This window comes from Citrobacter sp. RHBSTW-01013 (assembly GCF_013781985.1).
GTDB lineage: Bacteria > Pseudomonadota > Gammaproteobacteria > Enterobacterales > Enterobacteriaceae > Citrobacter > Citrobacter braakii.
Window position 1 is genome coordinate 4,254,637 of sequence record NZ_CP056185.1, and the last position, 25,152, is coordinate 4,279,788.

The window sequence follows — 25,152 nt, forward strand, 5'->3', positions numbered from 1 at the left end:
CCTTTGCCACCCAACTTTATGAGGTGCAAAGTGTTTAAAAAATGTCTTCCGCTTTTACTGCTGTGCGCAGCGCCTGCTTTCGCCAAACCTGTACTGACCGTATATACCTACGACTCGTTCGCAGCTGACTGGGGCCCGGGCCCGACAATAAAAAAAGCCTTTGAAGCTGACTGCAACTGTGAACTGAAACTGGTCGCGCTGGAAGATGGCGTCTCGCTGCTTAACCGCCTGCGCATGGAAGGAAAAAACAGTAAAGCTGACGTCGTACTGGGCCTCGATAACAACCTTCTGGAAGCCGCCACCCAAACCAAACTGTTTGCCAAAAGCGGTGTAGCAAGTGAAGCCGTAAACGTGCCCGGCGGCTGGAAAAACGATACCTTCGTTCCGTTTGATTACGGCTATTTCGCCTTCGTTTATGATAAGAACAAGCTGAAGAATCCGCCCAAAAGCCTGAAAGAACTGGTAGAGAGCGATCAAAAATGGCGCGTCGTTTATCAGGACCCGCGTACCAGCACGCCGGGGCTGGGCCTGCTGCTATGGATGCAGAAAGTCTATGGCGATAAGGCGCCGGAGGCCTGGCGCGCGCTTTCGGCAAAAACCGTCACGGTCACCAAGGGCTGGAGTGAAGCCTACGGCCTGTTCCTGAAAGGCGAAAGCGACCTGGTACTCAGCTATACCACCTCTCCGGCCTATCACATCATCGCCGAGAAAAAAGACAACTACGCCGCAGCCAACTTTAGCGAAGGCCACTATTTGCAGGTAGAAGTCGCCGCCCGTACTGCGGCCAGCAAACAGCCGGAACTGGCCGAGAAATTCCTCAAGTTTATGGTGTCTCCAGCCTTCCAGAATGCGATTCCGACCGGCAACTGGATGTATCCGGTAACCCAGGTCGCCCTGCCTTCTGGATTCGAGCAACTGAATAAGCCAGCCACCGCGCTGGAATTTACGCCGCAGCAGGTTGCGGCTCAACGCCAGGCATGGATTAGCGAATGGCAACGCGCCGTCAGCCGTTAATTCCCGGCTGGCTGGTTCCAGGGCTTACCGCCGCCACGCTGATGGTGGCCGTTGCCCTGGCCGCGTTTCTGGCGCTGTGGTTTAACGCCCCACGGGGGGAGTGGCTCTCACTGTGGCAAGACGACTACCTGTGGCACGTGGTGCGCTTTTCTTTCTGGCAGGCTTTTTTATCCGCAGTGCTGTCGGTCATCCCGGCGATTTTCCTTGCCAGAGCGCTCTATCGCCGCCGTTTTCCAGGACGACTGGCGCTGCTGCGCCTGTGCGCGATGACGTTAATCCTGCCAGTGCTGGTCGCAGTCTTCGGTATTCTTAGCGTGTACGGTCGTCAGGGCTGGCTGGCCTCGATCTGGCATACATTCGGGCTGGAATGGACGTTTTCGCCGTACGGTCTGCAGGGCATTCTGCTGGCGCACGTCTTTTTCAATCTGCCGATGGCCAGTCGTCTGCTGTTGCAGTCGCTGGAGAATATTCCCGGCGAACAGCGACAGTTAGCCGCTCAGTTAGGTCTGCGCGGCTGGCATTTCTTCCGCTTTGTTGAATGGCCGTGGCTGCGTCGGCAAATCCTTCCCGTCGCGGCGCTCATCTTTATGCTCTGTTTCGCCAGCTTCGCCACCGTTTTGTCGCTGGGCGGTGGACCGCAGGCCACAACCATCGAGCTGGCGATTTATCAGGCGCTGAACTTTGATTACGATCCCGCCCGCGCCGCCATGCTGGCGTTGATCCAGATGGTTTGTTGTTTAGCGCTGGTGCTCTTCAGCCAACGTCTGAGCCGCGCCATCGCCCCCGGTACCACGCTGGTTCAGGGCTGGCGCGATCCCGACGATCGTCTGCACAGCCGCCTGGCAGACGCACTGCTGATTATTCTGGCCCTGCTGCTACTGCTGCCGCCGCTGCTGGCGGTAATTGTCGATGGTTTTAACCGCCATATGCTGGATGTTCTTAAGCAACCTGTACTGTGGCACGCGCTGGGAACCTCACTACGAATTGCGCTGGCGGCAGGTGCGTTGTGCGTTGTTCTCACCATGATGCTGTTATGGAGCAGTCGTGAACTGCGTGCCCGACAGCAGGTGCTGGCAGGTCAGATGCTGGAACTTAGCGGCATGTTGATCCTCGCCATGCCGGGCATCGTGCTGGCAACCGGCTTCTTTCTGCTGCTCAATAACACCATTGGACTCCCCGAATCAGCCGACGGCATTGTCATTTTTACCAATGCGCTGATGGCGATCCCTTACGCGCTGAAGGTGCTGGAAAACCCAATGCGGGACGTCACCACCCGCTACAGTATGTTGTGCCAGTCGTTGGGAATTGAGGGGTGGTCGCGTCTGAAAGTGGTTGAACTGCGCGCCCTGAAGCGCCCGCTGGCGCAGGCGATGGCTTTTGCCTGCGTGCTGTCGATTGGCGATTTTGGCGTGGTTGCGCTATTTGGTAATGAGGATTTCCGCACCCTGCCGTTTTATTTATATCAGCAGATTGGCTCTTATCGCAGTCAGGATGGCGCAGTTACGGCGTTATTGCTGCTGATCCTGTGCTTTACGCTGTTTACCGTTATTGAGAAATTGCCGGGTCGAAATGTTAAAACTGATTGATATCACATGGCTTTATCACCATTTGCCGATGCGCTTTACGCTGTCGATCGCACGCGGTGAGCAGGTCGCGATCCTCGGGCCCAGCGGCGCCGGGAAAAGTACGCTGCTGAATCTGATCGCCGGCTTTCTCACGCCTGCCAGCGGTACCATGTTGATTGAAGGTGAAGATCACACCGCCACACCTCCCTCACGTCGCCCCGTTTCGATGCTGTTTCAGGAAAATAACCTGTTCAGCCACCTGAGCGTGCAGCAAAACATCGGCCTGGGCCTTAACCCGGGATTGAAGCTGAATGCATCGCAGCGGGAGAAAATGCATCACATCGCCCAGCAAATGGGGATCGACTCACTGCTGGAGCGCCTCCCCGGTGAGCTTTCCGGCGGTCAGCGACAGCGCGTAGCGCTGGCGCGTTGCCTGGTGCGGGAACAACCCATTTTGCTGCTTGATGAACCGTTCTCTGCGCTCGATCCCGCGCTGCGCCAGGAGATGTTAACGCTGGTTGCCGAGGTCTGTCGCGATAAACAGCTTACGTTGCTGATGGTGTCCCACAGCGTAGAAGATGCGGCGCGAATTGCGTCCCGTTCGATTGTGGTCGCCGACGGGCGCATCGCCTGGCAGGGCAAAACGGATGAGTTATTAAGCGGTCAGGCCAGCGCCTCGACGCTCTTGGGCATCAAAGCCGAGTGATTGATTTCCCAGGCCGGATAAGCGTCAGCGCCATCCGGCAAAAAAATCGTCAGAAACCCACGACTTTACGCAGAATATCAATATACACCGGCATCAGCGGATGGCGCAGTAACGCCACCAGCGCAACCACGCCGATCCCAAGCGTCAACGGCGCCAGATACAGTAAACGGCTGCGGGGGAAATACGCGGTTAAGCGATCGACTGCCGCTTTGCCGCTACGCCACAGTCGCCAGCAAAACCAGCCCCCTACCCATAGCAACAGCGCCGTCGCCAGCAGCAACCATTTGAAATCCCCGCTCTGCATCTCAGAAGGAATATCAATTGCCGCCCCCGCCAGGATCCCTGGCAGGAAGTAGAACGGCGGCCACAGTATGCAACCAATAATATTCGGGACGATAAATTTAGCGACAGGCAGATCCAGCATGCCCGCCACCATTGGCACCAGCGGACGCGTCGGTCCCACAAAACGCCCCACCAGAATGGTAAACATGCTGTGCTGATGCAGCGCGTGCTCGGTTTTATCCAGCAACGCCTTGTTCTTTTTCATGAACGACCAACGGTGCAGCGGCTTTTTAAAGCGCCAGCCCAACCAGAAAGAGATCCAGTCCCCCAACAGGCAACCAATGATGCCCGCAAGCCAGGCATGCCAGAAGTTCAGTTCGCCACTGCCAATCAGCGCCCCCAGCCCCGCCATCATCACGGTACCGGGCAGAATCAGGCCAACCAGCGCCAGTGACTCCAGAAAGGCCACCAGCAGTACGGCGATCAGGGAGTACAGGGCGGACTGAAGAATAAAGTGTTCCAGCAATGCTTGCATAATGTGTCCGTCAGATTTACGAAGCAGGGATTTTGATAACCCGTCTCAACTTCGTCAAGCCATCAATTGTCTGAATAGATTGCGAGTTATGACAACTTTCAGGACACATCATTCACTTTTTATTCACATCCGGCGCGAAACTCGCTCGGACTGGCGCCAGTACATTTTTTGAAAACGCGAGAAAAATAGAGCTGATCGTCAAAGCCAACATTGCGCCCCACCGTAGCAATGGGCATACGAGTGGTACTCAGCAATAGCTTGGCCTGGCTGATACGCTGATCCTCGCGCCAGCTTAATACGCTGATACCCAACTGTTGACGGAACAGATGCGACAAACGGGAAGGCGACAGGCAGACGTGCTGTGCGACGCTGGCAATATCAAAATTACTGTCCGCCAGGTGATCGCTGATGTACTGGCAGGCGTCGCGCACGCGGTTGTCCATGGGGGGATGCAGCGATTCATTAATGGCTTCCATACGTCGGAGCAATAACTGCTCCAGTAAATTAATCGCCAGCAGTTCGGAATAGCGACCTTCTCCCTGCCCGGCGTTGATTATCTGCCCAAACAGTTCGTTAAAATGCGGCTGATGTGCTTCATCCGGACGAAAGAATCCAGTCTGGGCAAAAATGGCCGGCCAGGTCAGCCACTCCTGCCAGTAGGCGCGTGGGCGAAAGTAAACCCACTGGTGATACCACTCACTGGCATCAGGATGGCGTCCGTAGTGGTGAATTTCTCCGGGCGGAAACAGCAAAATATCGCCAGGCCGACAGACAAATTGTTTGCCCTGATTATTGATAACCCCTTCGCCACGGATAGTGAGATTGAGGATATAGCCCTTCATACCCAACGGCCTGTCGATAAAAAAATCCAGGTATCCGTTCGCCTCGATGGGGGTTAATCCGGCCACCAAATGCGCGTTAAACGAATAGCCTGGCAGCAGGGGATCGTTTTGCGTTTCAGCCATAATTTCAATACTCCCTATGTTCTGCTAAGAAACAATTTGTCCATATTACGCCAGACATCATTGCCGTCGCCCCTGCGGGCCGCTGTGTTTGCGGTAATGGACCATCAACCCCGCTTGTGAAAAGCACTTTGTAAAAAATATGTACTGCGCCAACGTTAAAATCGGCTAACAAAAGTGTCTATAACTACGGCAGAAATGTCCACATTGATTATTTGCACGGCGTCACACTTTGTGATGCCACAGCATTTTAGTCCATAAGATTAGCGAATCCTGCCTGACGGTTTTTATCCCTACTAACTACTGTTTATCCATACCCGTATTTTTGGATGGAGTAAGACGATGGCGATTGCAATTGGCCTCGATTTTGGCAGTGATTCAGTACGCGCTTTGGCAGTGGAATGTGCCACCGGAGAAGAAATCGCCACCAGCGTAGAGTGGTACCCACGTTGGCAGGAAGGACAGTATTGCGATGGCCCAAACAACCAGTTTCGCCATCATCCACGCGACTACATTGAATCGATGGAAGCGGCGCTGAAAACCGTGCTGGCCGAACTGAGCGTTAAACAGCGTGCGGAAGTGGTCGGGATTGGCGTTGACAGCACCGGTTCAACCCCGGCCCCCATCGATGCCGACGGCAACGTACTGGCGTTGCGTCCGGAGTTCGCTGAAAACCCAAATGCAATGTTTGTCCTGTGGAAAGATCACACCTCAGTAGAAGAAGCTGAAGAAATTACCCGTCTGTGCCACACACCGGGCAAGATCGATTACTCCCGCTATATCGGCGGTATTTATTCCAGCGAATGGTTCTGGGCCAAAATCCTGCATGTGACCCGTCAGGACCACGCGGTTGCCGAGGCCGCGGTTTCGTGGATTGAACTGTGCGACTGGGTTCCAGCCCTGCTCTCTAATACCGTACGTCCACAGGATATTCGTCGCGGTCGCTGCAGCGCCGGGCATAAATCCCTGTGGCATGAAAGCTGGGGTGGTCTACCGCCAGCCAGTTTCTTTGACGAACTCGACCCCATCCTCAACCGCCATCTGCAATACCCGATGTTTACCGATACCTTCACAGCCGACCTGCCGGTTGGCACCCTGTGCGCCGAGTGGGCGCAGCGTCTGGGACTACCGGAAAGCGTGGTGATTGCAGGCGGCGCTTTTGACTGCCATATGGGCGCGGTCGGCGCGGGCGCACAGCCCAATACGCTGGTGAAAGTCATTGGCACGTCGACCTGCGACATTCTGATTGCTGACAAACACAGCGTCGGCGAGCGCGCGGTGAAAGGCATTTGCGGCCAGGTTGATGGCAGCGTGGTGCCGCATTTTATTGGCCTCGAGGCAGGCCAGTCCGCGTTCGGCGATATCTATGCCTGGTTTAGCCGTGTGCTGAGCTGGCCGCTGGAGCAGCTTGCCACGCAACACCCGGAGCTGAAGACCCAGATTAAAGCCAGCCAAAAACAGCTGCTACCAGCGCTAACCGAAGCCTGGGCGAGAAATCCGTCGCTGGATCACCTGCCGGTGGTGCTCGACTGGTTCAACGGTCGCCGTACGCCCAATGCCAACCAGCGTTTGAAAGGAGTGATTACCGATCTGAATCTGGCAACCGACGCGCCAGCGCTGTTCGGCGGTCTGATTGCCGCCACCGCCTTTGGTGCACGCGCCATCATGGAATGCTTCACCGAACAAGGCATTGCGGTTAACAACGTAATGGCGCTAGGCGGCATCGCCCGTAAAAACCCGGTCATCATGCAAGCCTGCTGTGACGTGCTCAACCGTCCGCTACAGATTGTCGCTTCAGACCAGTGCTGCGCACTCGGTGCGGCTATCTTTGCCGCCGTTGCCGCGAAAGTACACACCGATATCCCAGCCGCTCAGCAACAGATGGCAAGCGCCGTGGAAAACACGCTGCAACCTCGACCAGAGCAGGCTCAACGTTTTGAACAGCTTTACCGCCGCTACCAGCAGTGGGCGGTTAGCGCTGAACAACAATACCTTCCGGCTGCCGCTCCGGCGCAACAAACCCCGGTAGACCAGGCAACCCTGACACATTAAGGACACGACAATGACGATTTTTGATAACTATGAAGTGTGGTTTGTGATTGGTAGCCAGCATCTGTATGGCCCTGAAACCCTGCGTCAGGTAACCCAACATGCCGAGCACGTCGTTAACGCGCTGAATACTGAAGCTAAACTGCCCTGCAAACTGGTTTTAAAACCGCTGGGTACTTCACCTGACGAGATTACCGCTATTTGTCGTGACGCTAACTACGACGATCGCTGCGCAGGTCTGGTGGTCTGGCTGCACACTTTCTCTCCGGCCAAAATGTGGATTAACGGTCTGACTATCCTCAACAAGCCGCTGATGCAATTCCATACCCAGTTCAACGCCGCCCTGCCGTGGGACAGCATTGATATGGACTTTATGAACCTGAACCAGACCGCGCACGGCGGCCGTGAGTTCGGCTTCATCGGCGCACGTATGCGTCAGCAGCACGCCGTGGTCACCGGTCACTGGCAGGACAAACAAGCGCACGAACGCATCGGCTCCTGGATGCGCCAGGCCGTGTCCAAACAGGATACCCGCCATCTGAAAGTCTGCCGTTTTGGCGACAACATGCGTGAAGTCGCGGTCACCGATGGCGATAAAGTCGCTGCGCAGATCAAATTCGGCTTCTCGGTAAATACCTGGGCCGTAGGCGATCTGGTGCAGGTAGTGAACTCCATTAGCGACGGCGAAATCAACGCGCTAATCGATGAGTATGAAGGCACCTACACCATGACGGCGGCAACGCAAGTCCACGGAGAGAAACGTCAAAACGTACTGGAAGCGGCCCGTATTGAACTGGGGATGAAGCGCTTCCTGGAACAGGGCGGATTCCACGCCTTTACCACGACATTTGAAGATTTACACGGCCTGAAACAGCTCCCGGGTCTGGCCGTACAGCGTCTGATGCAGCAAGGCTACGGCTTTGCGGGCGAAGGCGACTGGAAAACCGCCGCTCTGCTTCGCATCATGAAGGTGATGTCAACCGGTCTGCAGGGCGGCACCTCATTTATGGAGGATTACACCTACCACTTCGAGAAAGGCAACGATCTGGTGCTCGGCTCGCACATGCTGGAAGTGTGCCCGTCCATCGCGGTGGAAGATAAACCGATCCTCGACGTTCAGCATCTCGGCATTGGTGGTAAAGACGATCCCGCTCGTCTGATCTTCAACACCAAAACTGGTCCGGCAGTCGTTGCCAGCCTGATCGATCTTGGCGATCGCTATCGCCTGCTGGTTAACTGCATCGACACAGTTCAAACACCGCACTCCCTGCCGAAACTGCCGGTGGCTAACGCATTGTGGAAGGCTCAGCCTGATCTGCCAACCGCATCTGAAGCCTGGATCCTGGCCGGTGGCGCGCACCACACCGTCTTCAGCCACGCGCTGGATCTGAACGATATGCGCCAGTTCGCTGAAATGCACGATATCGAGATCGCCGTGATCGACAACGATACCCGCCTGCCGGCCTTTAAGGACGCGCTGCGCTGGAACGACGTCTATTACGGTTTTAAACGTTAATTATGTTGTTGCCGGATGGCTCTGCGCTTGCCCGCCATCCGGCACAGAGGAATCAACATGTTAGAAGATCTCAAACGTCAGGTGCTGGAAGCCAATCTGGCGTTGCCTAAGCACCACCTGGTCACCTTGACCTGGGGGAACGTGAGTGCCGTCGATCGCGAGCGCGGCGTGTTTGTGATTAAACCATCCGGGGTCGATTACAGCGTTATGACCGCAGAAGATATGGTCGTAGTCAGTATCGCCACCGGTGAGGTTGTAGAAGGTGCGAAGAAACCCTCCTCCGATACCCCAACGCACCGTCTGCTGTATCAGGCATTCCCGACCATTGGCGGCATTGTTCATACCCATTCGCGTCATGCAACCATCTGGGCGCAGGCGGGCCAGTCGATTCCAGCCACGGGTACCACTCATGCGGACTATTTCTACGGATCGATTCCCTGCACACGGAAAATGACCGAGGAAGAAATCAACGGCGAATATGAGTGGGAAACCGGTAACGTGATCGTTGAAACCTTTGAGAAACAAGGCATTGACGCTTCGCAGATGCCTGGCGTGCTGGTTCACTCTCACGGTCCGTTTGCCTGGGGAAAAAACGCCGAAGATGCGGTACACAACGCCATCGTGCTGGAAGAAGTCGCCTATATGGGGATCTTCTGTCGCCAACTCGCGCCGCAATTGCCGGATATGCAGCAAACCCTGTTAGATAAACACTACCTGCGTAAACACGGCGCAAAAGCCTACTACGGCCAGTGAAAACAATCTGAGCGCGCCCGAAATCTCGGTGGCGCGCTCTCTGGTTATTCCTTTATATATTCCGCAAACGCACTTCGATACACACAGTTATTAGCACAAACGTATTTAATCACGTTGTCATAATGTCCCTGCGCCTCTTCACCATCCAGTGAATGAAAGAAAATGTAATCTGTAATCGTTGACTGCCAGCGCTGTCCATTCAACAGATAATTAATCACCGTATCACGATGACCATTTATTCTGTCATGCCCTTGCCAGTGAAAGAAAGCATTCCCACGTTCAATAACCTCAGTACGCCAAATTTGACCTGACCACGTTCTATACTCAATATATTGACTTACTGATTTAATTGTAGGGTTAGATAACTGAGTATTAACAAATAAATAGTGATCATATCCTACCTGTAACGCCTGAGTATAAATATCCATAATAGGCCTCCATAACACTACGCACCCAAGCTATTGATATAAAACACCCGAGCTATCAGATGAATAAAATTATATTCAGCGATAAAAATCAAATTATACAGAGAGATATTCCCGACGAAATCGAACCGAAAATCCGTTTTTATCCAGACAATAGCAAGCCATAAAAATATATTATATTCAATCTGGTAACCCGAGTGTTTGATTAAAATAGTTACACTAACCATGAATAAAAACAAATAAAAAAAATAACCATTTTTCCTGAACCGAGGGATGAGTAACAAAACCGTACGAGCACGATTCCGAAAATGACATAAAAATCCTGAAACGGACTTCCAATTTATGAAACAAATATAATTACAAAAGAATAATAGATACAAATAGCCATGACAGGCCAATAAAATAATTCAAGAAAGAGTTTTCAATTAAGGCATTCATTTATTAAATATCAAACCCTATCCAGTAACACTTTTACTGTGGAGGGCATTTTACTGTTACTGTCACAATAACTGCCCGCAGCTCTCATTTTTAACTGTACAAAATAACAGTACAATCGTGTAAACCAGGCTATAATAATGCCTGGTTTTTTAATGGATACACAGCGTGGCGCAGGCAGGCTTTATTTTAACCCGGCACTGGCGGGATACCCCGCAGGGAACTGAGGTCTCATTCTGGCTGGCTACTGACGACGGGCCGCTACAGGTCACGCTCGCGCCTCAGGAGTCGGTCGCGTTTATTCCTGTCAGTCAGGTTCCTCGCGTAGCGTCATTATTACGCAATGAAAATGGCTATCGTCTGACGCCGCTGCAATTGCAAGACTTCCACCGCCAGCCCGTTTCCGGCCTGTATTGCCGCTCACATCGCCAGCTCATGCGGCTTGAAAAGCTGCTGCGTGAAAACGCAATTACCGTCTACGAGGCCGACGTGCGTCCGCCGGAACGGTATCTGATGGAGCGTTTTATCACCTCACCTGTTTGGGTTGAAGGCGACAGACATAACGGTACGCTGGTTAATGCCCGGTTGAAGCCGAACCCTGACTATCGACCGCCGCTGAAATGGGTCTCGCTGGATATCGAAACCACGCGCCACGGCGAACTCTACTGTATCGGCCTTGAAGGCTGTGGGCAGCGTATTGTCTACATGCTCGGCCCGGCAAACGGCGATGCCTCAGCGCTGGATTTTGAACTTGAATACGTCGCAAGCCGCCCGCAGTTACTGGAAAAGCTCAACGACTGGATTGCCCGTCACGATCCTGATGTGGTAATCGGCTGGAACGTCGTGCAATTCGATTTACGCGTCCTGCAAAAGCATGCTGAACGTTACCGCATTCCCCTGCGTTTTGGCCGTGACAATAGCGAGCTGGAGTGGCGCGAACATGGCTTCAAAAACGGCGTATTCTTCGCGCAGGCTAAAGGTCGCCTGATTATCGACGGCATTGAGGCGCTTAAATCCGCATTCTGGAATTTCTCATCCTTTTCGCTGGAAACGGTGTCACAGGAGCTGCTGGGCGAAGGGAAGTCGATAGATAATCCCTGGGACAGGATGGACGAAATAGATCGCCGGTTTGCCCAGGATAAGCCCGCGCTCGCCACCTACAATCTCAAAGACTGTGAGCTGGTCACGCGTATTTTTCATAAAACCGAGATCATGCCATTTTTGCTGGAACGATCGACGGTAAACGGCCTGCCGGTCGACCGGCATGGCGGTTCCGTTGCCGCCTTCGGCCATCTCTACCTACCGCGAATGCACCGGGCGGGCTATGTGGCACCGAATCTGGGGGAAGTTCCCGCGCACGCCAGCCCTGGTGGCTACGTGATGGACTCGCGCCCGGGTTTGTACGACTCCGTGCTGGTGCTGGATTACAAAAGCCTGTACCCGTCAATTATTCGTACTTTTTTGATCGATCCAGTGGGACTTATCGAAGGGATGGCACAGCCGGATCAGGAACACAGTACCGAGGGGTTCCTTGACGCCTGGTTCTCACGCGAAAAGCACTGTCTGCCGGAAATTGTTACCCAGATCTGGCATGGGCGTGATGAAGCCAAACGCCGCGGCAATAAGCCGCTCTCACAGGCGCTGAAAATCATCATGAACGCGTTTTACGGCGTGCTTGGCACCACCGCCTGCCGCTTTTTTGACCCGAGGCTGGCTTCGTCTATCACCATGCGCGGTCACGCGATCATGCGTCAGACCAAAGCGCTGATTGAGGCTCAGGGTTACGACGTCATCTATGGCGACACCGACTCCACCTTTGTCTGGCTTAAAAAGGCGCACTCGGAAGACGATGCGGCCCGGATTGGTCGGGATCTGGTGAGCTATGTCAACAACTGGTGGGCGCAATCACTGAAGCAGCAAAACCTGACCAGCGCGCTGGAGCTGGAATTTGAAACCCACTTTTGTCGCTTTCTGATGCCGACCATTCGCGGTGCAGATACCGGCAGCAAAAAACGCTACGCCGGAATGATTCAGTCAGTTGCTGAGCAACGCATGGTATTTAAAGGTCTGGAAACGGTACGCACCGACTGGACGCCGCTGGCCCAGCAGTTTCAGCAGGAGCTGTACCTGCGAATTTTTCGTAACGAGCCCTATCAAGAGTTTGTTCGCGAGACTATCGACCGTCTGATGGCGGGTGAACTGGATGAACACCTGGTGTACCGCAAACGCCTGCGCCGCCCGTTGAGCGAATACCAGCGGAATGTTCCGCCGCACGTTCGCGCCGCGCGGCTCGCCGATGAGCAAAACGTCAAACTGGGGCGTCCGCAGCAGTATCAGAATCGTGGCACGATTAAATATGTCTGGACGATAAATGGACCTGAGCCTGTTGATTATCAGCTATCTGCACTTGATTACGAGCATTATCTGACCCGCCAGATCCAGCCGGTTGCCGAGGGAATTCTTCCCTTTATTGACGATAATTTTGCTACACTACTCACAGGACAACTGGGGTTATTTTGACGCGTGACGAAACCGCCGCCATCCAGTACCATAGCGCCCTTTCCATTCCTGGACCCATTTAACACCCCTACCACTGATTTATTAGCCTGGTAGCGGGGTCGTATGCTCTCAATAACGGGGGACTAGCCCGGAAAATGACGAGTATTGCCTGCAATTAAAGATATAGAGCCGAACATATATGCCTTTTACACTTGGTCAACGCTGGATCAGCGATACAGAAAGCGAATTGGGACTTGGTACTGTTGTCGCCATGGATGCGCGAACCGTCACTTTACTTTTCTCATCGACGGGTGAAAACCGTCTGTATGCGCGCAGTGATTCCCCCGTGACCCGCGTGATGTTCAACCCTGGCGACACGATAACGAGCCATGAAGGCTGGCAACTGCATGTCGATGAAGTAAAAGAAGAAAACGGCCTGCTTGCCTATATCGGAACCCGCCTTGATACCGAAGAAACCGGTGTAATGCTGCGTGAAGTGCTGCTCGACAGCAAACTGGTTTTCAGTAAACCCCAGGATCGCCTGTTTGCCGGCCAGATTGACCGTATGGACCGCTTTGCGCTGCGCTATCGCGCACGTAAATTTCAGAGCGAACAGTACCGTATGCCGTGGAGTGGTTTGCGTGGTCAACGTACCAGCCTGATCCCCCACCAGCTCAACATTGCCCATGATGTCGGCCGTCGTCATGCCCCTCGCGTGCTGCTGGCAGACGAAGTGGGTTTAGGTAAAACCATTGAAGCTGGGATGATCCTGCATCAACAGCTGCTGTCAGGCGCCGCGGAGCGCGTGCTGATCATCGTCCCGGAGACGTTACAGCACCAGTGGCTGGTCGAAATGCTGCGTCGTTTCAACCTGCGCTTTGCGCTGTTTGATGATGAGCGTTATGCCGAAGCGCAGCACGATGCCTACAACCCGTTTGAAACCGAACAGTTGGTTATCTGTTCGCTGGACTTTGCCCGTCGCAGTAAACAGCGTCTGGAGCACCTGTGTGATGCCGAGTGGGATCTGCTGATTGTCGATGAAGCCCATCACCTGGTGTGGAGCGAAGACGCGCCCAGCCGTGAATATATGGCCGTTGAGCAGCTGGCAGAGCGCGTACCAGGCATCCTGCTGCTGACCGCAACGCCGGAACAGCTGGGCCTGGAAAGCCACTTTGCGCGCCTGCGCCTACTGGATCCAAGCCGCTTCCACGATTTCGCCCAGTTTGTTGAAGAACAGAAAAATTACCGTCCGGTCGCCGACGCCGTCGCCATGTTACTGGCTGGCAACAAGCTCAGTAACAATGAGCTGAACATGTTAGGTGACATGATTGGCGAACAGGACATTGAGCCGTTATTGCAGGCGGCAAACAGCGACAGCGAAGACGCCCAGAGCGCGCGTCAGGAGCTGGTTTCGATGCTGATGGACCGCCACGGCACCAGCCGCGTGCTGTTCCGAAATACCCGTAACGGTGTGAAAGGCTTCCCTAAACGCGAGCTGCATACCATCAAATTGCCGTTGCCAACCCAATACCAGACGGCCATTAAAGTCTCCGGCATTATGGGCGCGCGTAAGAGTGCGGAAGACCGCGCGCGCGACATGCTCTACCCGGAGCAGATTTATCAGGAATTCGAAGGCGACACCGGCACCTGGTGGAACTTTGACCCGCGCGTGGAATGGCTGATGGGCTACCTGACCAGCCACCGCTCGCAAAAAGTTCTGGTCATCTGTGCGAAAGCCACCACTGCGCTTCAACTGGAGCAGGTTCTGCGCGAGCGCGAAGGTATCCGCGCCGCCGTGTTCCATGAAGGGATGTCGATCATTGAACGTGACCGCGCTGCGGCCTGGTTTAGCGAAGAAGATAGCGGCGCCCAGGTGATGCTGTGCTCTGAAATCGGCTCCGAAGGGCGTAACTTCCAGTTCGCCAGCCATCTGGTGATGTTTGATCTGCCTTTCAATCCGGACCTGCTGGAACAGCGTATTGGCCGTCTGGACCGTATTGGTCAGGTGCATGATATCCAGATCCACGTTCCATACCTGGAAAAAACCGCGCAATCCGTGCTGGTGCGTTGGTACCACGAAGGTCTGGATGCGTTCGAACACACTTGCCCGACCGGACGTACCATCTATGACACGGTATATAACAATCTGATCGGCTACCTGGCTGAGCCAGAAAACACCGATGGCTTTGACGATCTGATCAAAACCTGTCGCGAACAGCATGACGCGCTGAAAGCGCAACTGGAGCAAGGTCGCGATCGCCTGCTGGAGATCCACTCTAACGGCGGCGAAAAAGCGCTGGCGCTGGCTGAGAGTATTGAAGAACAGGACGACGATACCAGCCTGATCGCCTTCGCCATGAACCTGTTTGATATCGTTGGTATTAATCAGGATGACCGTGGCGACAATTTGATCGTGCTGACACCGTCCGATCATATGCTGGTGCCGGATTTCCCTGGGCTGCCGGAAGATGGCTGTACCATTACGTTTGAGCGTGATGTTGCCCTGTCGCGTGAAGACGCGCAGTTTATTACCTGGGAGCATCCGCTGATCCGTAATGGTCTGGATCTGATCCTCTCCGGCGACACCGGAAGCAGCACCATTTCTTTGCTGAAAAACAAAGCATTACCAGTCGGTACTCTGCTGGTTGAACTGGTCTACGTCGTTGAAGCGCAAGCGCCAAAACAGCTGCAGTTAAACCGCTTCCTGCCGCCAACTCCGGTACGCATGCTGCTGGACAAAAACGGCAACAACCTTGCCGCGCAGGTTGAATTCGAAACATTTAACCGTCAGCTCAGCGCCGTTAACCGCCACACCGGCAGTAAACTGGTCAACGCCGTACAGCAGGATGTGCATGCCATTCTGCAACTCGGTGAAGCGCAGGTAGAAAAATCGGCCCGCGCGCTGATCGACGCGGCGCGCAAAGAAGCGGACGAGAAGCTGACGGCTGAACTCTCCCGTCTGGAAGCGCTGCGTGCCGTTAACCCGAACATCCGTGATGACGAACTCAGCGCCATTGAAAGCAATCGTCAGCAGGTGATGGAAAGCCTGGATCAGGCGGGATGGCGTCTGGATGCCCTGCGCCTGATCGTCGTGACGCATCAGTAACGGAGCCTGACATGGGGATGGAAAACTATAATCCGCCGCAGGAACCCTGGCTGGTTATCCTGTATCAGGATGAGCACATTATGGTGGTCAACAAGCCGAGCGGCTTGTTGTCCGTGCCGGGTCGTCTGGATGAACACAAAGACAGCGTGATGACGCGTATTCAGCGCGATTACCCGCAGGCTGAATCCGTACATCGTCTGGATATGGCAACCAGCGGCGTGATTGTAGTGGCGCTAACTAAAGCGGCAGAGCGCGAGCTAAAGCGCCAGTTTCGCGAACGCGAGCCGAAGAAACAGTATGTCGCACGCGTCTGGGGACATCCCGCTCCGGCCGAGGGGCTGGTTGATTTACCGCTGATTTGCGACTGGCCGAATCGGCCAAAGCAGAAAGTGTGTTATGAGACCGGAAAATCGGCGCAGACCGAGTATGAAGTGGTGGAGTTTGCGGAAGATAACACCGCCCGGGTCGTGCTCAAACCCATTACCGGACGCTCCCACCAGTTGCGTGTGCATATGCTGGCATTAGGGCATCCGATTCTGGGCGACCGCTTCTACGCCCCGCCACAGGCCCTGGCGTTAGCGCCGCGCCTGCTGCTGCACGCAGAGATGTTAACTATCACGCATCCCGAATACGGCAACAGTATGACGTTTAAAGTTCCAGCAGATTTTTAAACGCAGGCCCCATTTAGGCCGGGTGCTTCGCTTGCCCGGCCTACATTCATTAACGTAGGCCGGATAAGGCGCTAGCTGCCATCCGGCATAACGATTATTTAAAGCCTTTCTGTTCTTTAATTAGCTCGTAAGCTTTTTGAATTTCCTGCGCTTTTTGCTTCGCCATTTCCATCATTTCTGGCGGCAGACCTTTCGCCACCAGTTTGTCCGGATGGTGCTCGCTCATCAGCTTACGGTATGCGCGCTTAATGGTGGTCGCATCATCGGTCGCTTTCACACCCAGCACATTGCAGGCGTCTTCCAGCGTCGGACCGCGTTGCGCCTGCTGCCAGCCACCGCCGCCGGACTGCTGCTGATATCCGCCGCCAAACTGGGCGCCGCCCTGCATCATGCGCAGAAACTGATCAAATTGGGTACGTGAGATCCCCAACTCTTCAGCAATCACATACAGCACTTCACGCTCGTTCGGATGCAACGACCCATCGGCAAAAGCTGCCTGGATCTGAATCTCCAGAAACATGCGGATCAGATCGAAGCGACCAAAACAGACGCTGCGAAACTGACGCATTTTTTCACGTAATGGGTAATTGTCCGATTTTCCCACCCGGAAGGCATGTTGCGCGGCGGTACGCGAGTCACCGTGCAAATTCATTCGATCCATCAATTGACTGGCGATATGGATATCGGCTTCCGTGACGCGACCTTTGGATTTGGTCAGATGCCCCATCACCTCAAAAGTGGTGGCAAAAAACAGCGCCTGGCGTTCACGCTGGTTGGCAAACCACGCCATTTTGCGCATGCGGGCTTTGTCGAACATGTGGCCAACTAACAGGCCCAGAACCACACCCCAGAAGCCGCCGCCCATCATTAAGGCCACGGCGACACCAATTATCTTTCCCCAATACTGCATAGACTCCCCAAATCTTTCTGCTCTCAGCCAGGATATGTCCCACAATATAAGGTGCTTTTACCGATTTACGGCTGCGGTCAATTGTGGGACATCGCCTATAATTTGCATTATCATACCTGTCATTCTATGCCGTGCCTAACACCACAAACGCTATACCCGTTGGATTTCGAGTTGCAACAAGGCGGCAACGCAGTGACCAATTCGTCTGGAACGAAGATGCAGCTTGAAAGGTGGCGGGATAAAATGGGCAGGATTAATACTAGCGAAGTGAAGATGAGATAAGTTAGGCTGTGACCGTTTGTCACGCGCGACGCTACTGATGATGGAACAATAAATACAACGTATGAAAAAACGTATTCCCACTCTTCTGGCCACCATGATTGCCAGCGCCCTCTATAGCCATCAGGGTCTGGCAGCCGATCTCGCCTCACAGTGTATGCTGGGCGTGCCAAGCTATGACCGTCCTCTGGTACAGGGCGAGACTAATGAATTACCCGTCACCATCACTGCTGACAACGCGAAAGGGAATTACCCGGATGACGCGGTGTTTACCGGCAATGTGGACATCGCACAGGGTAACAGCCGCCTGCAGGCCGACGAAGTGCAGCTTCATCAGAAGCAGGCAGAAGGCCAGCCGGAGCCAGTTCGTACCGTCGATGCGCTGGGCAATGTCCATTATGATGACAATCAGGTTATTCTGAAGGGGCCGAAGGGCTGGTCTAATCTGAATACCAAAGATACCAACATCTGGGAAGGTGATTATCAGATGGTAGGTCGTCAGGGGCGCGGAAAAGCCGATCTGATGAAACAGCGTGGGGAAAACCGCTATACCATTCTGGAAAACGGTAGCTTCACCTCCTGTCTGCCAGGTTCCAATACCTGGAGCGTCGTCGGCAGCGAAGTCATTCACGACCGTGAAGAACAGGTCGCAGAGATCTGGAACGCCCGTTTTAAACTGGGTCCGGTTCCGGTCTTTTACAGTCCTTATTTACAGTTACCCGTCGGCGATAAGCGTCGCTCTGGTTTCCTGATCCCGAACGCAAAATACTCTACCAATAACTATTTTGAGTTCTATCTCCCGTATTATTGGAACATTGCGCCCAATATGGACGCCACCATCACGCCGCATTATATACACCGTCGTGGCGGTATCATGTGGGAGAACGAATTCCGCTACCTCACCCAGGCGGGCGCAGGTCTGATGGAGTTCGACTATCTGAATTCCGATAAAGTGTACGAGGATGAACACCCGAAGGATGACAATTCCCGCCGCTGGCTGTTCTACTGGCAGCACGCCGGTGTAATGGATCAGGTGTGGCGTTTTAACGTCGACTACACCAAGGTCAGCGATTCCAGCTACTTTAACGATTTTGATAATAAATACGGTTCCAGTACTGACGGCTACGCCACGCAAAAATTCAGCGTCGGCTATGCGGTACAAAACTTTGATGCGACAGTTTCGACCAAGCAGTTCCAGGTCTTTGACGATCAGAACAACAGTAGCTATTCCGCTCAGCCGCAGTTAGACGTCAACTACTACCAGAATGATGTGGGTCCGTTTGACACCCGGATTTATGGTCAGGCAGTCCATTTCGTTAATACCAACGACAACATGCCGGAAGCAACGCGTGTTCACCTCGAACCGACCATCAACCTGCCATTGTCGAATAACTGGGGAAGTATCAATACCGAAGCGAAGCTGCTGGCAACGCACTATCAGCAAACTAACCTGGATTGGTACAACAACAACCCGAGTAACGTTAACAAGCTCGATGATTCCGCCAACCGCGTCATGCCGCAGTTTAAAGTTGACGGCAAGATGATCTTCGAGCGCGACATGAACATGTTAGCGCCGGGCTATACCCAAACGCTGGAGCCCCGTGCGCAGTACCTGTATGTACCGTATCGCGACCAAAGTCATATCTATAACTATGACTCGTCCCTGCTGCAATCTGACTACAGCGGCCTGTTCCGCGATCGTACCTATGGCGGTCTGGACCGCATCGCATCTGCCAACCAGGTAACGACCGGGGTCACATCTCGCGTTTATGATGACGCGGCCGTTGAACGTTTTAATATTTCTGTGGGTCAAATCTACTATTTCACCGAGTCTCGCACTGGCGATGACAATATTAAATGGGAGAATGACGACAAAACGGGCTCACTGGTATGGGCTGGCGACACCTACTGGCGCATCTCCGATCGCTGGGGTTTACGCAGTGGGATCCAGTACGACACGCGTCTGGACAGCGTTGCAACCAGCAGCAGCAGTATCGAATACCGCCGCGACGAAAACCGTATGCTGCAGCTGAACTACCGTTATGCCAGCTCTGAATATATCCAGGCAACCCTGCCGTCTTACTACTCTACAGCAGAGCAGTATAAAAACGGGATTTCACAGGTGGGCGCGGTAGCAAGCTTCCCGATCGCCGACCGCTGGTCGATTGTCGGGGCTTACTACTTTGATACCAACGTGAACAAAGAAGCGGATTCCATGCTGGGTCTGCAGTACAACTCCTGCTGTTACGCCATTCGCTTCGGCTACGAACGTAAGCTGAACGGCTGGGATGACACTCAGAAACATGCAGTTTATGACAACACGATCGGCTTTAATATCGAACTACGCGGCCTGAGTTCCAACTACGGTCTCGGCACCAACCAAATGTTGCGTTCTAACATTTTGCCGTATCAAAGCTCTTTATGATCTGATTGATTTACAACGTAATCCGCTTTGCGGTTAATTGAAATGGAAAAAGTATGAAGAACTGGAAAACGCTGCTTCTCGGTATCGCCATGATCGCGAATACCAGTTTCGCTGCCCCGCAGGTAGTCGATAAAGTCGCAGCCGTCGTCAATAACGGCGTCGTTCTGGAAAGCGACGTCGATGGCTTAATGCAGTCAGTAAAACTTAATGCGGGTCAGGCTGGTCAACAATTACCGGACGACGCCACGCTGCGTCATCAGATCCTGGAACGTTTGATCATGGATCAAATCCTCCTGCAGATGGGTCAGAAGATGGGTGTTAAAATCTCTGACGAGCAACTGGATCAGGCGATTGCCAACATCGCCAAGCAAAACAACATGACGCTGGATCAGATGCGCAGCCGTCTGGCACAGGATGGCTTAAGCTATTCGACCTATCGTAGCCAGATCCGCAAAGAGATGACCATCTCTGAAGTGCGTAACAACGAAGTTCGCCGTCGCGTTACTATCCTGCCTCAGGAAGTGGATGCCCTGGCGCAGCAGGTCGGCAACCAAAACGATGCCAGCACCGAGCTGAACCTGAGCCACATTCTGATCCCATTACCGGAAAACCCAACTTCTGACCAGGTTAACGCGGCTGAAAGTCAGGCGCGCTCTGTTGTTGATGAAGCGCGTAACGGTAGCGATTTCGGCAAACTGGCCATCACCTATTCCGCTGACCAGCAGGCGCTGAAAGGCGGCCAGATGGGTTGGGGACGTATTCAGGAGCTGCCGGGCATCTTTGCCCAGGCGCTAAGCACCGCGAAAAAAGGCGATATCATCGGCCCAATTCGTTCTGGTGTCGGCTTCCACATCCTGAAAGTTAACGATATGCGTGGTCAAAGCCAGAGCATCTCCGTGACTGAAGTTCATGCCCGCCATATTCTGCTCAAGCCATCGCCGATCATGACCGATCAACAGGCGCGTCTGAAGCTGGAACAAATCGCAGCTGATATTAAGAGCGGTAAAACAACCTTCGCGGCAGCGGCTAAAGAGTTTTCTCAGGATCCGGGTTCTGCCAACCAGGGCGGCGATCTGGGCTGGGCTGCAGCGGATATTTTCGATCCCGCTTTCCGCGATGCGCTGACCAAACTTCACAAAGGCCAGATGAGTACCCCGGTGCACTCCTCTTTCGGGTGGCATCTGATCGAGCTGCTGGACACGCGTAACGTTGATAAAACTGATGCGGCGCAGAAAGACAGAGCTTATCGTATGCTGATGAACCGTAAATTCTCGGAAGAAGCGGCAACCTGGATGCAGGAACAGCGCGCCAGCGCCTACGTTAAAGTTCTGAGCAACTAATGACTCGTATTCAACGCGTTGTGATCACTCCCGGCGAACCCGCCGGGATTGGCCCGGACCTGGTGGTTCAGCTCGCCCAGCGTGAGTGGCCTGTAGAACTCGTTGTCTGTGCGGATGCCGCACTCCTCAGTGACCGGGCAGCAATGCTCGGTTTACCGCTTTCACTCCTCCCATACTCTCCAGATACCCCAGCCAGACCGCAATCAGCAGGTACGTTGACGCTGTTGCCGATTGCTCTGCGGGCGCCTGTTATCGCGGGTCAGTTGGCGGTAGAGAACGGACAATATGTGGTGGATACGCTGGCTCGCGCCTGCGATGGTTGTCTGCAAGGTGAGTTTGCGGCGCTGATTACCGGTCCGGTACACAAGGGCGTAATCAATGACGCAGGCATCCCGTTTACCGGACATACCGAGTTTTTTGAAGAGCGCTCACAGGCGAAGAAAGTCGTCATGATGCTGGCGACTGAAGCGCTGCGCGTTGCCCTGGCAACCACTCATTTGCCGCTCAGAGCCGTTGCCGACGCCATTACGCCTGCTCTGCTTAACGAAGTGATCGGTATTTTGCATCATGATTTGCGCACCAAGTTTGGCATTGCCGATCCGCATATTCTGGTGTGCGGTCTTAACCCGCATGCCGGTGAAGGTGGTCATATGGGAACGGAAGAGATAGACACCCTCATTCCGGTCCTTGATGAACTGCGTGCGCAGGGGATGAAATTAAACGGCCCGCTGCCCGCAGATACGCTGTTTCAGCCCAAATATCTCGACCATGCGGATGCCGTGCTGGCAATGTACCACGATCAGGGTCTCCCCGTGCTAAAATACCAGGGATTTGGTCGCGGTGTGAATATCACGCTGGGCCTGCCCTTTATTCGCACATCCGTCGATCACGGCACCGCGCTTGAACTTGCGGGTCGTGGGCAAGCAGATGTCGGCAGTTTTATTACGGCGCTTAATCTCGCCATCAAAATGATTGTTAATACCAATGAATAATCGAGTCCATCAGGGCCACTTAGCCCGTAAACGTTTCGGGCAAAACTTCCTCAACGATCAGTTTGTGATCGAAAGTATTGTCTCTGCTATCAACCCGCAGAAAGGTCAGGCTATGGTCGAAATCGGCCCGGGCCTGGCAGCGTTGACCGAACCTGTAGGCGAACGCCTGGACAAGCTCACGGTCATTGAGCTGGACCGCGATCTCGCCGCCCGCCTGCAAACACACCCGTTTTTAGGGCCGAAGCTGACGATTTATCAGCAAGATGCCATGACCATGAACTTCGGCGAACTCGCACAAACGATGGGTCAGCCGCTGCGCGTATTCGGCAACCTGCCGTATAACATCTCCACGCCGCTCATGTTCCATCTTTTTTCCTATACTGATGCCATCGCCGACATGCATTTCATGTTGCAAAAAGAGGTGGTTAACCGTCTGGTTGCAGGGCCAAACAGTAAAGCGTATGGTCGATTAAGCGTCATGGCGCAGTATTACTGCAATGTGATCCCGGTACTTGAAGTGCCGCCATCCGCATTTACGCCTGCGCCTAAAGTCGATTCCGCCGTGGTACGTCTGGTCCCTCACGCGACAATGCCGTACCCCGTTAAAGATGTTCGTGTGCTGAGCCGTATTACCACTGAAGCGTTTAATCAGCGTCGCAAAACTGTACGTAATAGTCTCGGCAACCTGTTTAGCGTTGAAGTACTGACAGAGCTGGGCGTTGATCCGGCGATGCGAGCGGAAAATATCTCTGTCGCGCAATACTGCCGGATGGCTAACTATCTGTCAGAAAACGCGCCATCGAAGGAGAGTTAAACATGATCAATTCGCCCCGAGTGTGCATTCAGGTACAAAGCGTCTACATTGAGGCGCAATCCTCACCTGATGATGAACGTTACGTTTTTGCTTATACCGTGACTATCCGCAATTTGGGGCGAGCGCCTGTGCAGCTGTTGGGGCGTTATTGGTTGATCACCAATGGTCATGGCCGTGAAACCGAAGTTCAGGGCGAAGGCGTGGTGGGCGTTCAGCCCCACATCGAACCTGGCGAAGAGTACCAGTACACCAGCGGTGCGGTGATTGAAACACCGCTGGGCACCATGCAGGGTCATTACGAAATGATCGATGAGCAAGGGATCGCCTTTACCATCGACATTCCCGTGTTCCGACTCGCCGTTCCTACACTCATTCATTAAAACAATAGCTATGGCAACATACCTCATTGGCGACGTTCACGGTTGTTACGATGAACTGGTAGCCTTGCTGCACCAGGTTGACTTTAATCCAGAACAAGACACCTTATGGCTCACCGGCGATCTGGTCGCGCGTGGGCCAGGGTCGTTAGACGTTTTGCGCTACGTTAAATCGCTGGGCGACAGCGTGCGGTTAGTCCTCGGTAATCACGATTTACACCTGCTGGCCGTGTTTGCTGGCATCAGCCGTAATAAACCGAAAGACCGGCTCACGCCGCTGCTTGAGGCACCGGATGCTGACACGCTGCTTAACTGGCTACGTCGCCAGCCGCTGTTGCAGGTTGATGAAGAGAAGAAACTGGTCATGGCGCATGCAGGGATTACCCCACAGTGGGATCTGCAGACGGCGAAGGACTGTGCTCGCGATGTTGAAGCCGTACTGTCGAGCGATTCTTATCCATTCTTTCTTGATGCCATGTACGGCGACATGCCAAATAACTGGACCCCGGAGCTGACGGGGCTGGCGCGCCTGCGTTTTATTACCAACGCGTTTACCCGCATGCGTTACTGCTTCCCCAACGGTCAGTTGGATATGTACAGCAAAGAGTCGCCAGAAGATGCGCCTACCCCGCTGAAGCCGTGGTTTGCCATTCCTGGACCGGTCAGTGAAGCCTATAGCATTGCATTCGGGCACTGGGCATCGCTGGAGGGCAAAGGTACGCCAGAAGGTATTTACGCGTTAGATACGGGGTGTTGCTGGGGCGGGGATCTCACCTGTCTGCGCTGGGAAGACAAACAGTACTTTGTACAGCCATCAAATCGCCATCTGAATCTGGATCCCGGCGAGGCCGTCAACGCCTGATAGCCGTCTGCCGGATGGCGGTGCTTACACCTAATCCGGCAGACGAATGTGCAATCTGTAGGCCTGATTAGCGCAACGCCATCAGGCATCCACATTAACGACGTTCCAAAATCTCGAAGCAGTAGCTGTGGGAGTTTTGCGCGTCAGCATCGTGGAATTCACTGAACACCGATTCCCAGTCATCCGGTTCGTAGTCCGGGAAATGCGTATCCCCTTCAACTTCCGCATCAATGTGTGTCAGATACAGTTTCTGCGCTTTCGGCAGGAACTGCTCATACACACGCCCACCGCCAATAACCATGATTTCAGGTTCATCGCCACAGGCCGCGATCGCTTCCTCAACAGACTTCACCCACTGCACGCGATCGTCGGTGCCAGGCTTGCTGCTGATGACGATATTTTTACGCCCAGGCAACGGTCGCCCGATGGATTCCCACGTGTGGCGTCCCATGACAACCGGCTTGTTTAAGGTATTACGTTTAAACCAGGCGAGATCGGCAGGTAGGTTCCATGGCATGGCATTTTCCATACCGATGACGCGATCTACCGCTAACGCCGCAATCAGACTGATCATTGAATGTTTCCCGGATACAAAAAAATTGTCGCCACTATACGGAAAGCGCAATCTTTCGTCG

General features: G+C 53.9%; 20 protein-coding genes. 15 read left to right on the forward strand and 5 right to left on the reverse strand.

Annotated features, from left to right (window positions below; translation table 11 throughout):
* Positions 1 to 30 precede the first annotated feature (30 nt).
* The 3 genes from thiB to thiQ are packed head-to-tail and all read left to right on the forward strand — an operon-like array spanning position 31 to position 3,285.
* The gene (gene thiB / locus HV350_RS20455; protein ID WP_181629227.1) at positions 31 to 1,014 is read left to right on the forward strand and encodes a thiamine ABC transporter substrate binding subunit; all 984 of its coding nucleotides are present in this window, start codon (positions 31 to 33) and stop codon (positions 1,012 to 1,014) included.
* Positions 990 to 2,600 (forward strand): thiamine/thiamine pyrophosphate ABC transporter permease ThiP, encoded by a 1,611-nt coding sequence (gene thiP, locus HV350_RS20460; protein WP_141895900.1) that lies wholly within the window; start codon positions 990 to 992, stop codon positions 2,598 to 2,600. Before thiB ends, thiP begins: the two co-directional genes overlap by 25 nt.
* Positions 2,584 to 3,285, forward strand: a complete 702-nt coding sequence (gene thiQ, locus HV350_RS20465) for a thiamine ABC transporter ATP-binding protein ThiQ (RefSeq protein WP_016151677.1) — start codon at positions 2,584 to 2,586, stop codon at positions 3,283 to 3,285. The genes thiP and thiQ overlap by 17 nt, the downstream gene beginning before the upstream one ends.
* A 49-nt stretch (positions 3,286 to 3,334) precedes the next feature.
* Here the strand turns inward: thiQ and HV350_RS20470 are convergent, their stop codons facing one another.
* Both HV350_RS20470 and araC read right to left on the reverse strand, forming a co-directional pair.
* Complete coding sequence (locus HV350_RS20470) at positions 3,335 to 4,102, reverse strand: DedA family protein (protein WP_016155679.1); 768 nt, start codon at positions 4,100 to 4,102, stop codon at positions 3,335 to 3,337.
* 119 nt (positions 4,103 to 4,221) lie between these two features.
* Positions 4,222 to 5,067, reverse strand: coding sequence for an arabinose operon transcriptional regulator AraC (araC, locus tag HV350_RS20475; RefSeq protein ID WP_003018834.1), 846 nt, complete (start codon positions 5,065 to 5,067; stop codon positions 4,222 to 4,224).
* Between the two features lie 339 nt (positions 5,068 to 5,406).
* Here araC and araB point away from each other — a divergent pair, with 339 nt between their 5' ends.
* The 3 genes from araB to araD are packed head-to-tail and all read left to right on the forward strand — an operon-like array spanning position 5,407 to position 9,382.
* The gene (araB, locus tag HV350_RS20480; protein WP_046276051.1) at positions 5,407 to 7,116 is read left to right on the forward strand and encodes a ribulokinase; all 1,710 of its coding nucleotides are present in this window, start codon (positions 5,407 to 5,409) and stop codon (positions 7,114 to 7,116) included.
* 10 nt (positions 7,117 to 7,126) lie between these two features.
* The gene (gene araA / locus HV350_RS20485; RefSeq protein WP_103928900.1) at positions 7,127 to 8,629 is read left to right on the forward strand and encodes an L-arabinose isomerase; all 1,503 of its coding nucleotides are present in this window, start codon (positions 7,127 to 7,129) and stop codon (positions 8,627 to 8,629) included.
* A gap of 57 nt (positions 8,630 to 8,686) precedes the next feature.
* Positions 8,687 to 9,382 (forward strand): L-ribulose-5-phosphate 4-epimerase, encoded by a 696-nt coding sequence (gene araD, locus HV350_RS20490; protein ID WP_047498360.1) that lies wholly within the window; start codon positions 8,687 to 8,689, stop codon positions 9,380 to 9,382.
* Between the two features lie 44 nt (positions 9,383 to 9,426).
* Here araD and HV350_RS20495 read toward each other — a convergent pair whose 3' ends face one another.
* Positions 9,427 to 9,810 carry a DUF4751 family protein gene (locus HV350_RS20495; protein ID WP_016155677.1) on the reverse strand — a complete coding sequence of 128 codons (384 nt, stop codon included), beginning with the start codon at positions 9,808 to 9,810 and terminating at the stop codon, positions 9,427 to 9,429.
* Between the two features lie 600 nt (positions 9,811 to 10,410).
* On the opposite strand from HV350_RS20495, the gene polB reads away from it, so the two are divergent.
* The 3 genes from polB (at position 10,411) to rluA (ending at position 16,518) form a co-directional block, all read left to right on the forward strand.
* Positions 10,411 to 12,762 (forward strand): DNA polymerase II, encoded by a 2,352-nt coding sequence (polB, locus tag HV350_RS20500; protein ID WP_181629229.1) that lies wholly within the window; start codon positions 10,411 to 10,413, stop codon positions 12,760 to 12,762.
* 178 nt (positions 12,763 to 12,940) lie between these two features.
* Entirely contained in the window at positions 12,941 to 15,847 is a 2,907-nt protein-coding gene (gene rapA / locus HV350_RS20505) for an RNA polymerase-associated protein RapA (RefSeq protein WP_019078355.1), read from the forward strand.
* Between the two features lie 11 nt (positions 15,848 to 15,858).
* Entirely contained in the window at positions 15,859 to 16,518 is a 660-nt protein-coding gene (rluA, locus tag HV350_RS20510; protein WP_016151668.1) for a bifunctional tRNA pseudouridine(32) synthase/23S rRNA pseudouridine(746) synthase RluA, read from the forward strand.
* A 94-nt stretch (positions 16,519 to 16,612) separates the two neighbouring features.
* Here rluA and djlA read toward each other — a convergent pair whose 3' ends face one another.
* Positions 16,613 to 17,428: a co-chaperone DjlA gene (djlA, locus tag HV350_RS20515; RefSeq protein ID WP_005124510.1), complete on the reverse strand. Its 816-nt coding sequence runs from the start codon at positions 17,426 to 17,428 to the stop codon at positions 16,613 to 16,615.
* A gap of 343 nt (positions 17,429 to 17,771) precedes the next feature.
* On the opposite strand from djlA, the gene lptD reads away from it, so the two are divergent.
* The 6 genes from lptD to apaH are packed head-to-tail and all read left to right on the forward strand — an operon-like array spanning position 17,772 to position 24,517.
* A complete protein-coding gene (gene lptD, locus HV350_RS20520; protein ID WP_049042515.1) occupies positions 17,772 to 20,132 on the forward strand; it encodes an LPS assembly protein LptD in 2,361 nt (786 codons plus the stop codon).
* A gap of 53 nt (positions 20,133 to 20,185) precedes the next feature.
* Positions 20,186 to 21,472 carry a peptidylprolyl isomerase SurA gene (gene surA, locus HV350_RS20525; protein WP_016155672.1) on the forward strand — a complete coding sequence of 429 codons (1,287 nt, stop codon included), beginning with the start codon at positions 20,186 to 20,188 and terminating at the stop codon, positions 21,470 to 21,472.
* The gene (gene pdxA, locus HV350_RS20530; protein ID WP_181629231.1) at positions 21,472 to 22,464 is read left to right on the forward strand and encodes a 4-hydroxythreonine-4-phosphate dehydrogenase PdxA; all 993 of its coding nucleotides are present in this window, start codon (positions 21,472 to 21,474) and stop codon (positions 22,462 to 22,464) included. Before surA ends, pdxA begins: the two co-directional genes overlap by 1 nt.
* On the forward strand, positions 22,457 to 23,278 hold the full coding sequence (rsmA, locus tag HV350_RS20535; RefSeq protein ID WP_003018865.1) for a 16S rRNA (adenine(1518)-N(6)/adenine(1519)-N(6))-dimethyltransferase RsmA: 822 nt from the start codon (positions 22,457 to 22,459) through the stop codon (positions 23,276 to 23,278). Before pdxA ends, rsmA begins: the two co-directional genes overlap by 8 nt.
* Positions 23,279 to 23,280: 2 nt before the next feature.
* Positions 23,281 to 23,658 carry a Co2+/Mg2+ efflux protein ApaG gene (gene apaG / locus HV350_RS20540; protein WP_003018867.1) on the forward strand — a complete coding sequence of 126 codons (378 nt, stop codon included), beginning with the start codon at positions 23,281 to 23,283 and terminating at the stop codon, positions 23,656 to 23,658.
* Positions 23,659 to 23,668: 10 nt separating this feature from the next.
* A complete protein-coding gene (apaH, locus tag HV350_RS20545) occupies positions 23,669 to 24,517 on the forward strand; it encodes a bis(5'-nucleosyl)-tetraphosphatase (symmetrical) ApaH (RefSeq protein WP_094760778.1) in 849 nt (282 codons plus the stop codon).
* Positions 24,518 to 24,611: 94 nt separating this feature from the next.
* On the opposite strand, the gene folA is transcribed toward apaH, so the two are convergent.
* Positions 24,612 to 25,091, reverse strand: coding sequence for a type 3 dihydrofolate reductase (folA, locus tag HV350_RS20550; RefSeq protein WP_016151662.1), 480 nt, complete (start codon positions 25,089 to 25,091; stop codon positions 24,612 to 24,614).
* Between the last annotated feature and the right edge of the window lie 61 nt (positions 25,092 to 25,152).

Bases quoted from the DNA above. Each gene is read 5' to 3' on its own strand.
- thiP (WP_141895900.1), top strand. From the start codon at position 990: ATGGCAACGCGCCGTCAGCCGTTAATTCCCGGCTGGCTGGTTCCAGGG.
- thiQ (WP_016151677.1), top strand. From the start codon at position 2,584: ATGTTAAAACTGATTGATATCACATGGCTTTATCACCATTTGCCGATG.
- HV350_RS20470 (WP_016155679.1), bottom strand. From the start codon at position 4,102: ATGCAAGCATTGCTGGAACACTTTATTCTTCAGTCCGCCCTGTACTCC.
- araC (WP_003018834.1), bottom strand. From the start codon at position 5,067: ATGGCTGAAACGCAAAACGATCCCCTGCTGCCAGGCTATTCGTTTAAC.
- araB (WP_046276051.1), top strand. From the start codon at position 5,407: ATGGCGATTGCAATTGGCCTCGATTTTGGCAGTGATTCAGTACGCGCT.
- araA (WP_103928900.1), top strand. From the start codon at position 7,127: ATGACGATTTTTGATAACTATGAAGTGTGGTTTGTGATTGGTAGCCAG.
- araD (WP_047498360.1), top strand. From the start codon at position 8,687: ATGTTAGAAGATCTCAAACGTCAGGTGCTGGAAGCCAATCTGGCGTTG.
- HV350_RS20495 (WP_016155677.1), bottom strand. From the start codon at position 9,810: ATGGATATTTATACTCAGGCGTTACAGGTAGGATATGATCACTATTTA.
- rapA (WP_019078355.1), top strand. From the start codon at position 12,941: ATGCCTTTTACACTTGGTCAACGCTGGATCAGCGATACAGAAAGCGAA.
- rluA (WP_016151668.1), top strand. From the start codon at position 15,859: ATGGGGATGGAAAACTATAATCCGCCGCAGGAACCCTGGCTGGTTATC.
- djlA (WP_005124510.1), bottom strand. From the start codon at position 17,428: ATGCAGTATTGGGGAAAGATAATTGGTGTCGCCGTGGCCTTAATGATG.
- lptD (WP_049042515.1), top strand. From the start codon at position 17,772: ATGAAAAAACGTATTCCCACTCTTCTGGCCACCATGATTGCCAGCGCC.
- surA (WP_016155672.1), top strand. From the start codon at position 20,186: ATGAAGAACTGGAAAACGCTGCTTCTCGGTATCGCCATGATCGCGAAT.
- pdxA (WP_181629231.1), top strand. From the start codon at position 21,472: ATGACTCGTATTCAACGCGTTGTGATCACTCCCGGCGAACCCGCCGGG.
- rsmA (WP_003018865.1), top strand. From the start codon at position 22,457: ATGAATAATCGAGTCCATCAGGGCCACTTAGCCCGTAAACGTTTCGGG.
- apaG (WP_003018867.1), top strand. From the start codon at position 23,281: ATGATCAATTCGCCCCGAGTGTGCATTCAGGTACAAAGCGTCTACATT.
- apaH (WP_094760778.1), top strand. From the start codon at position 23,669: ATGGCAACATACCTCATTGGCGACGTTCACGGTTGTTACGATGAACTG.
- folA (WP_016151662.1), bottom strand. From the start codon at position 25,091: ATGATCAGTCTGATTGCGGCGTTAGCGGTAGATCGCGTCATCGGTATG.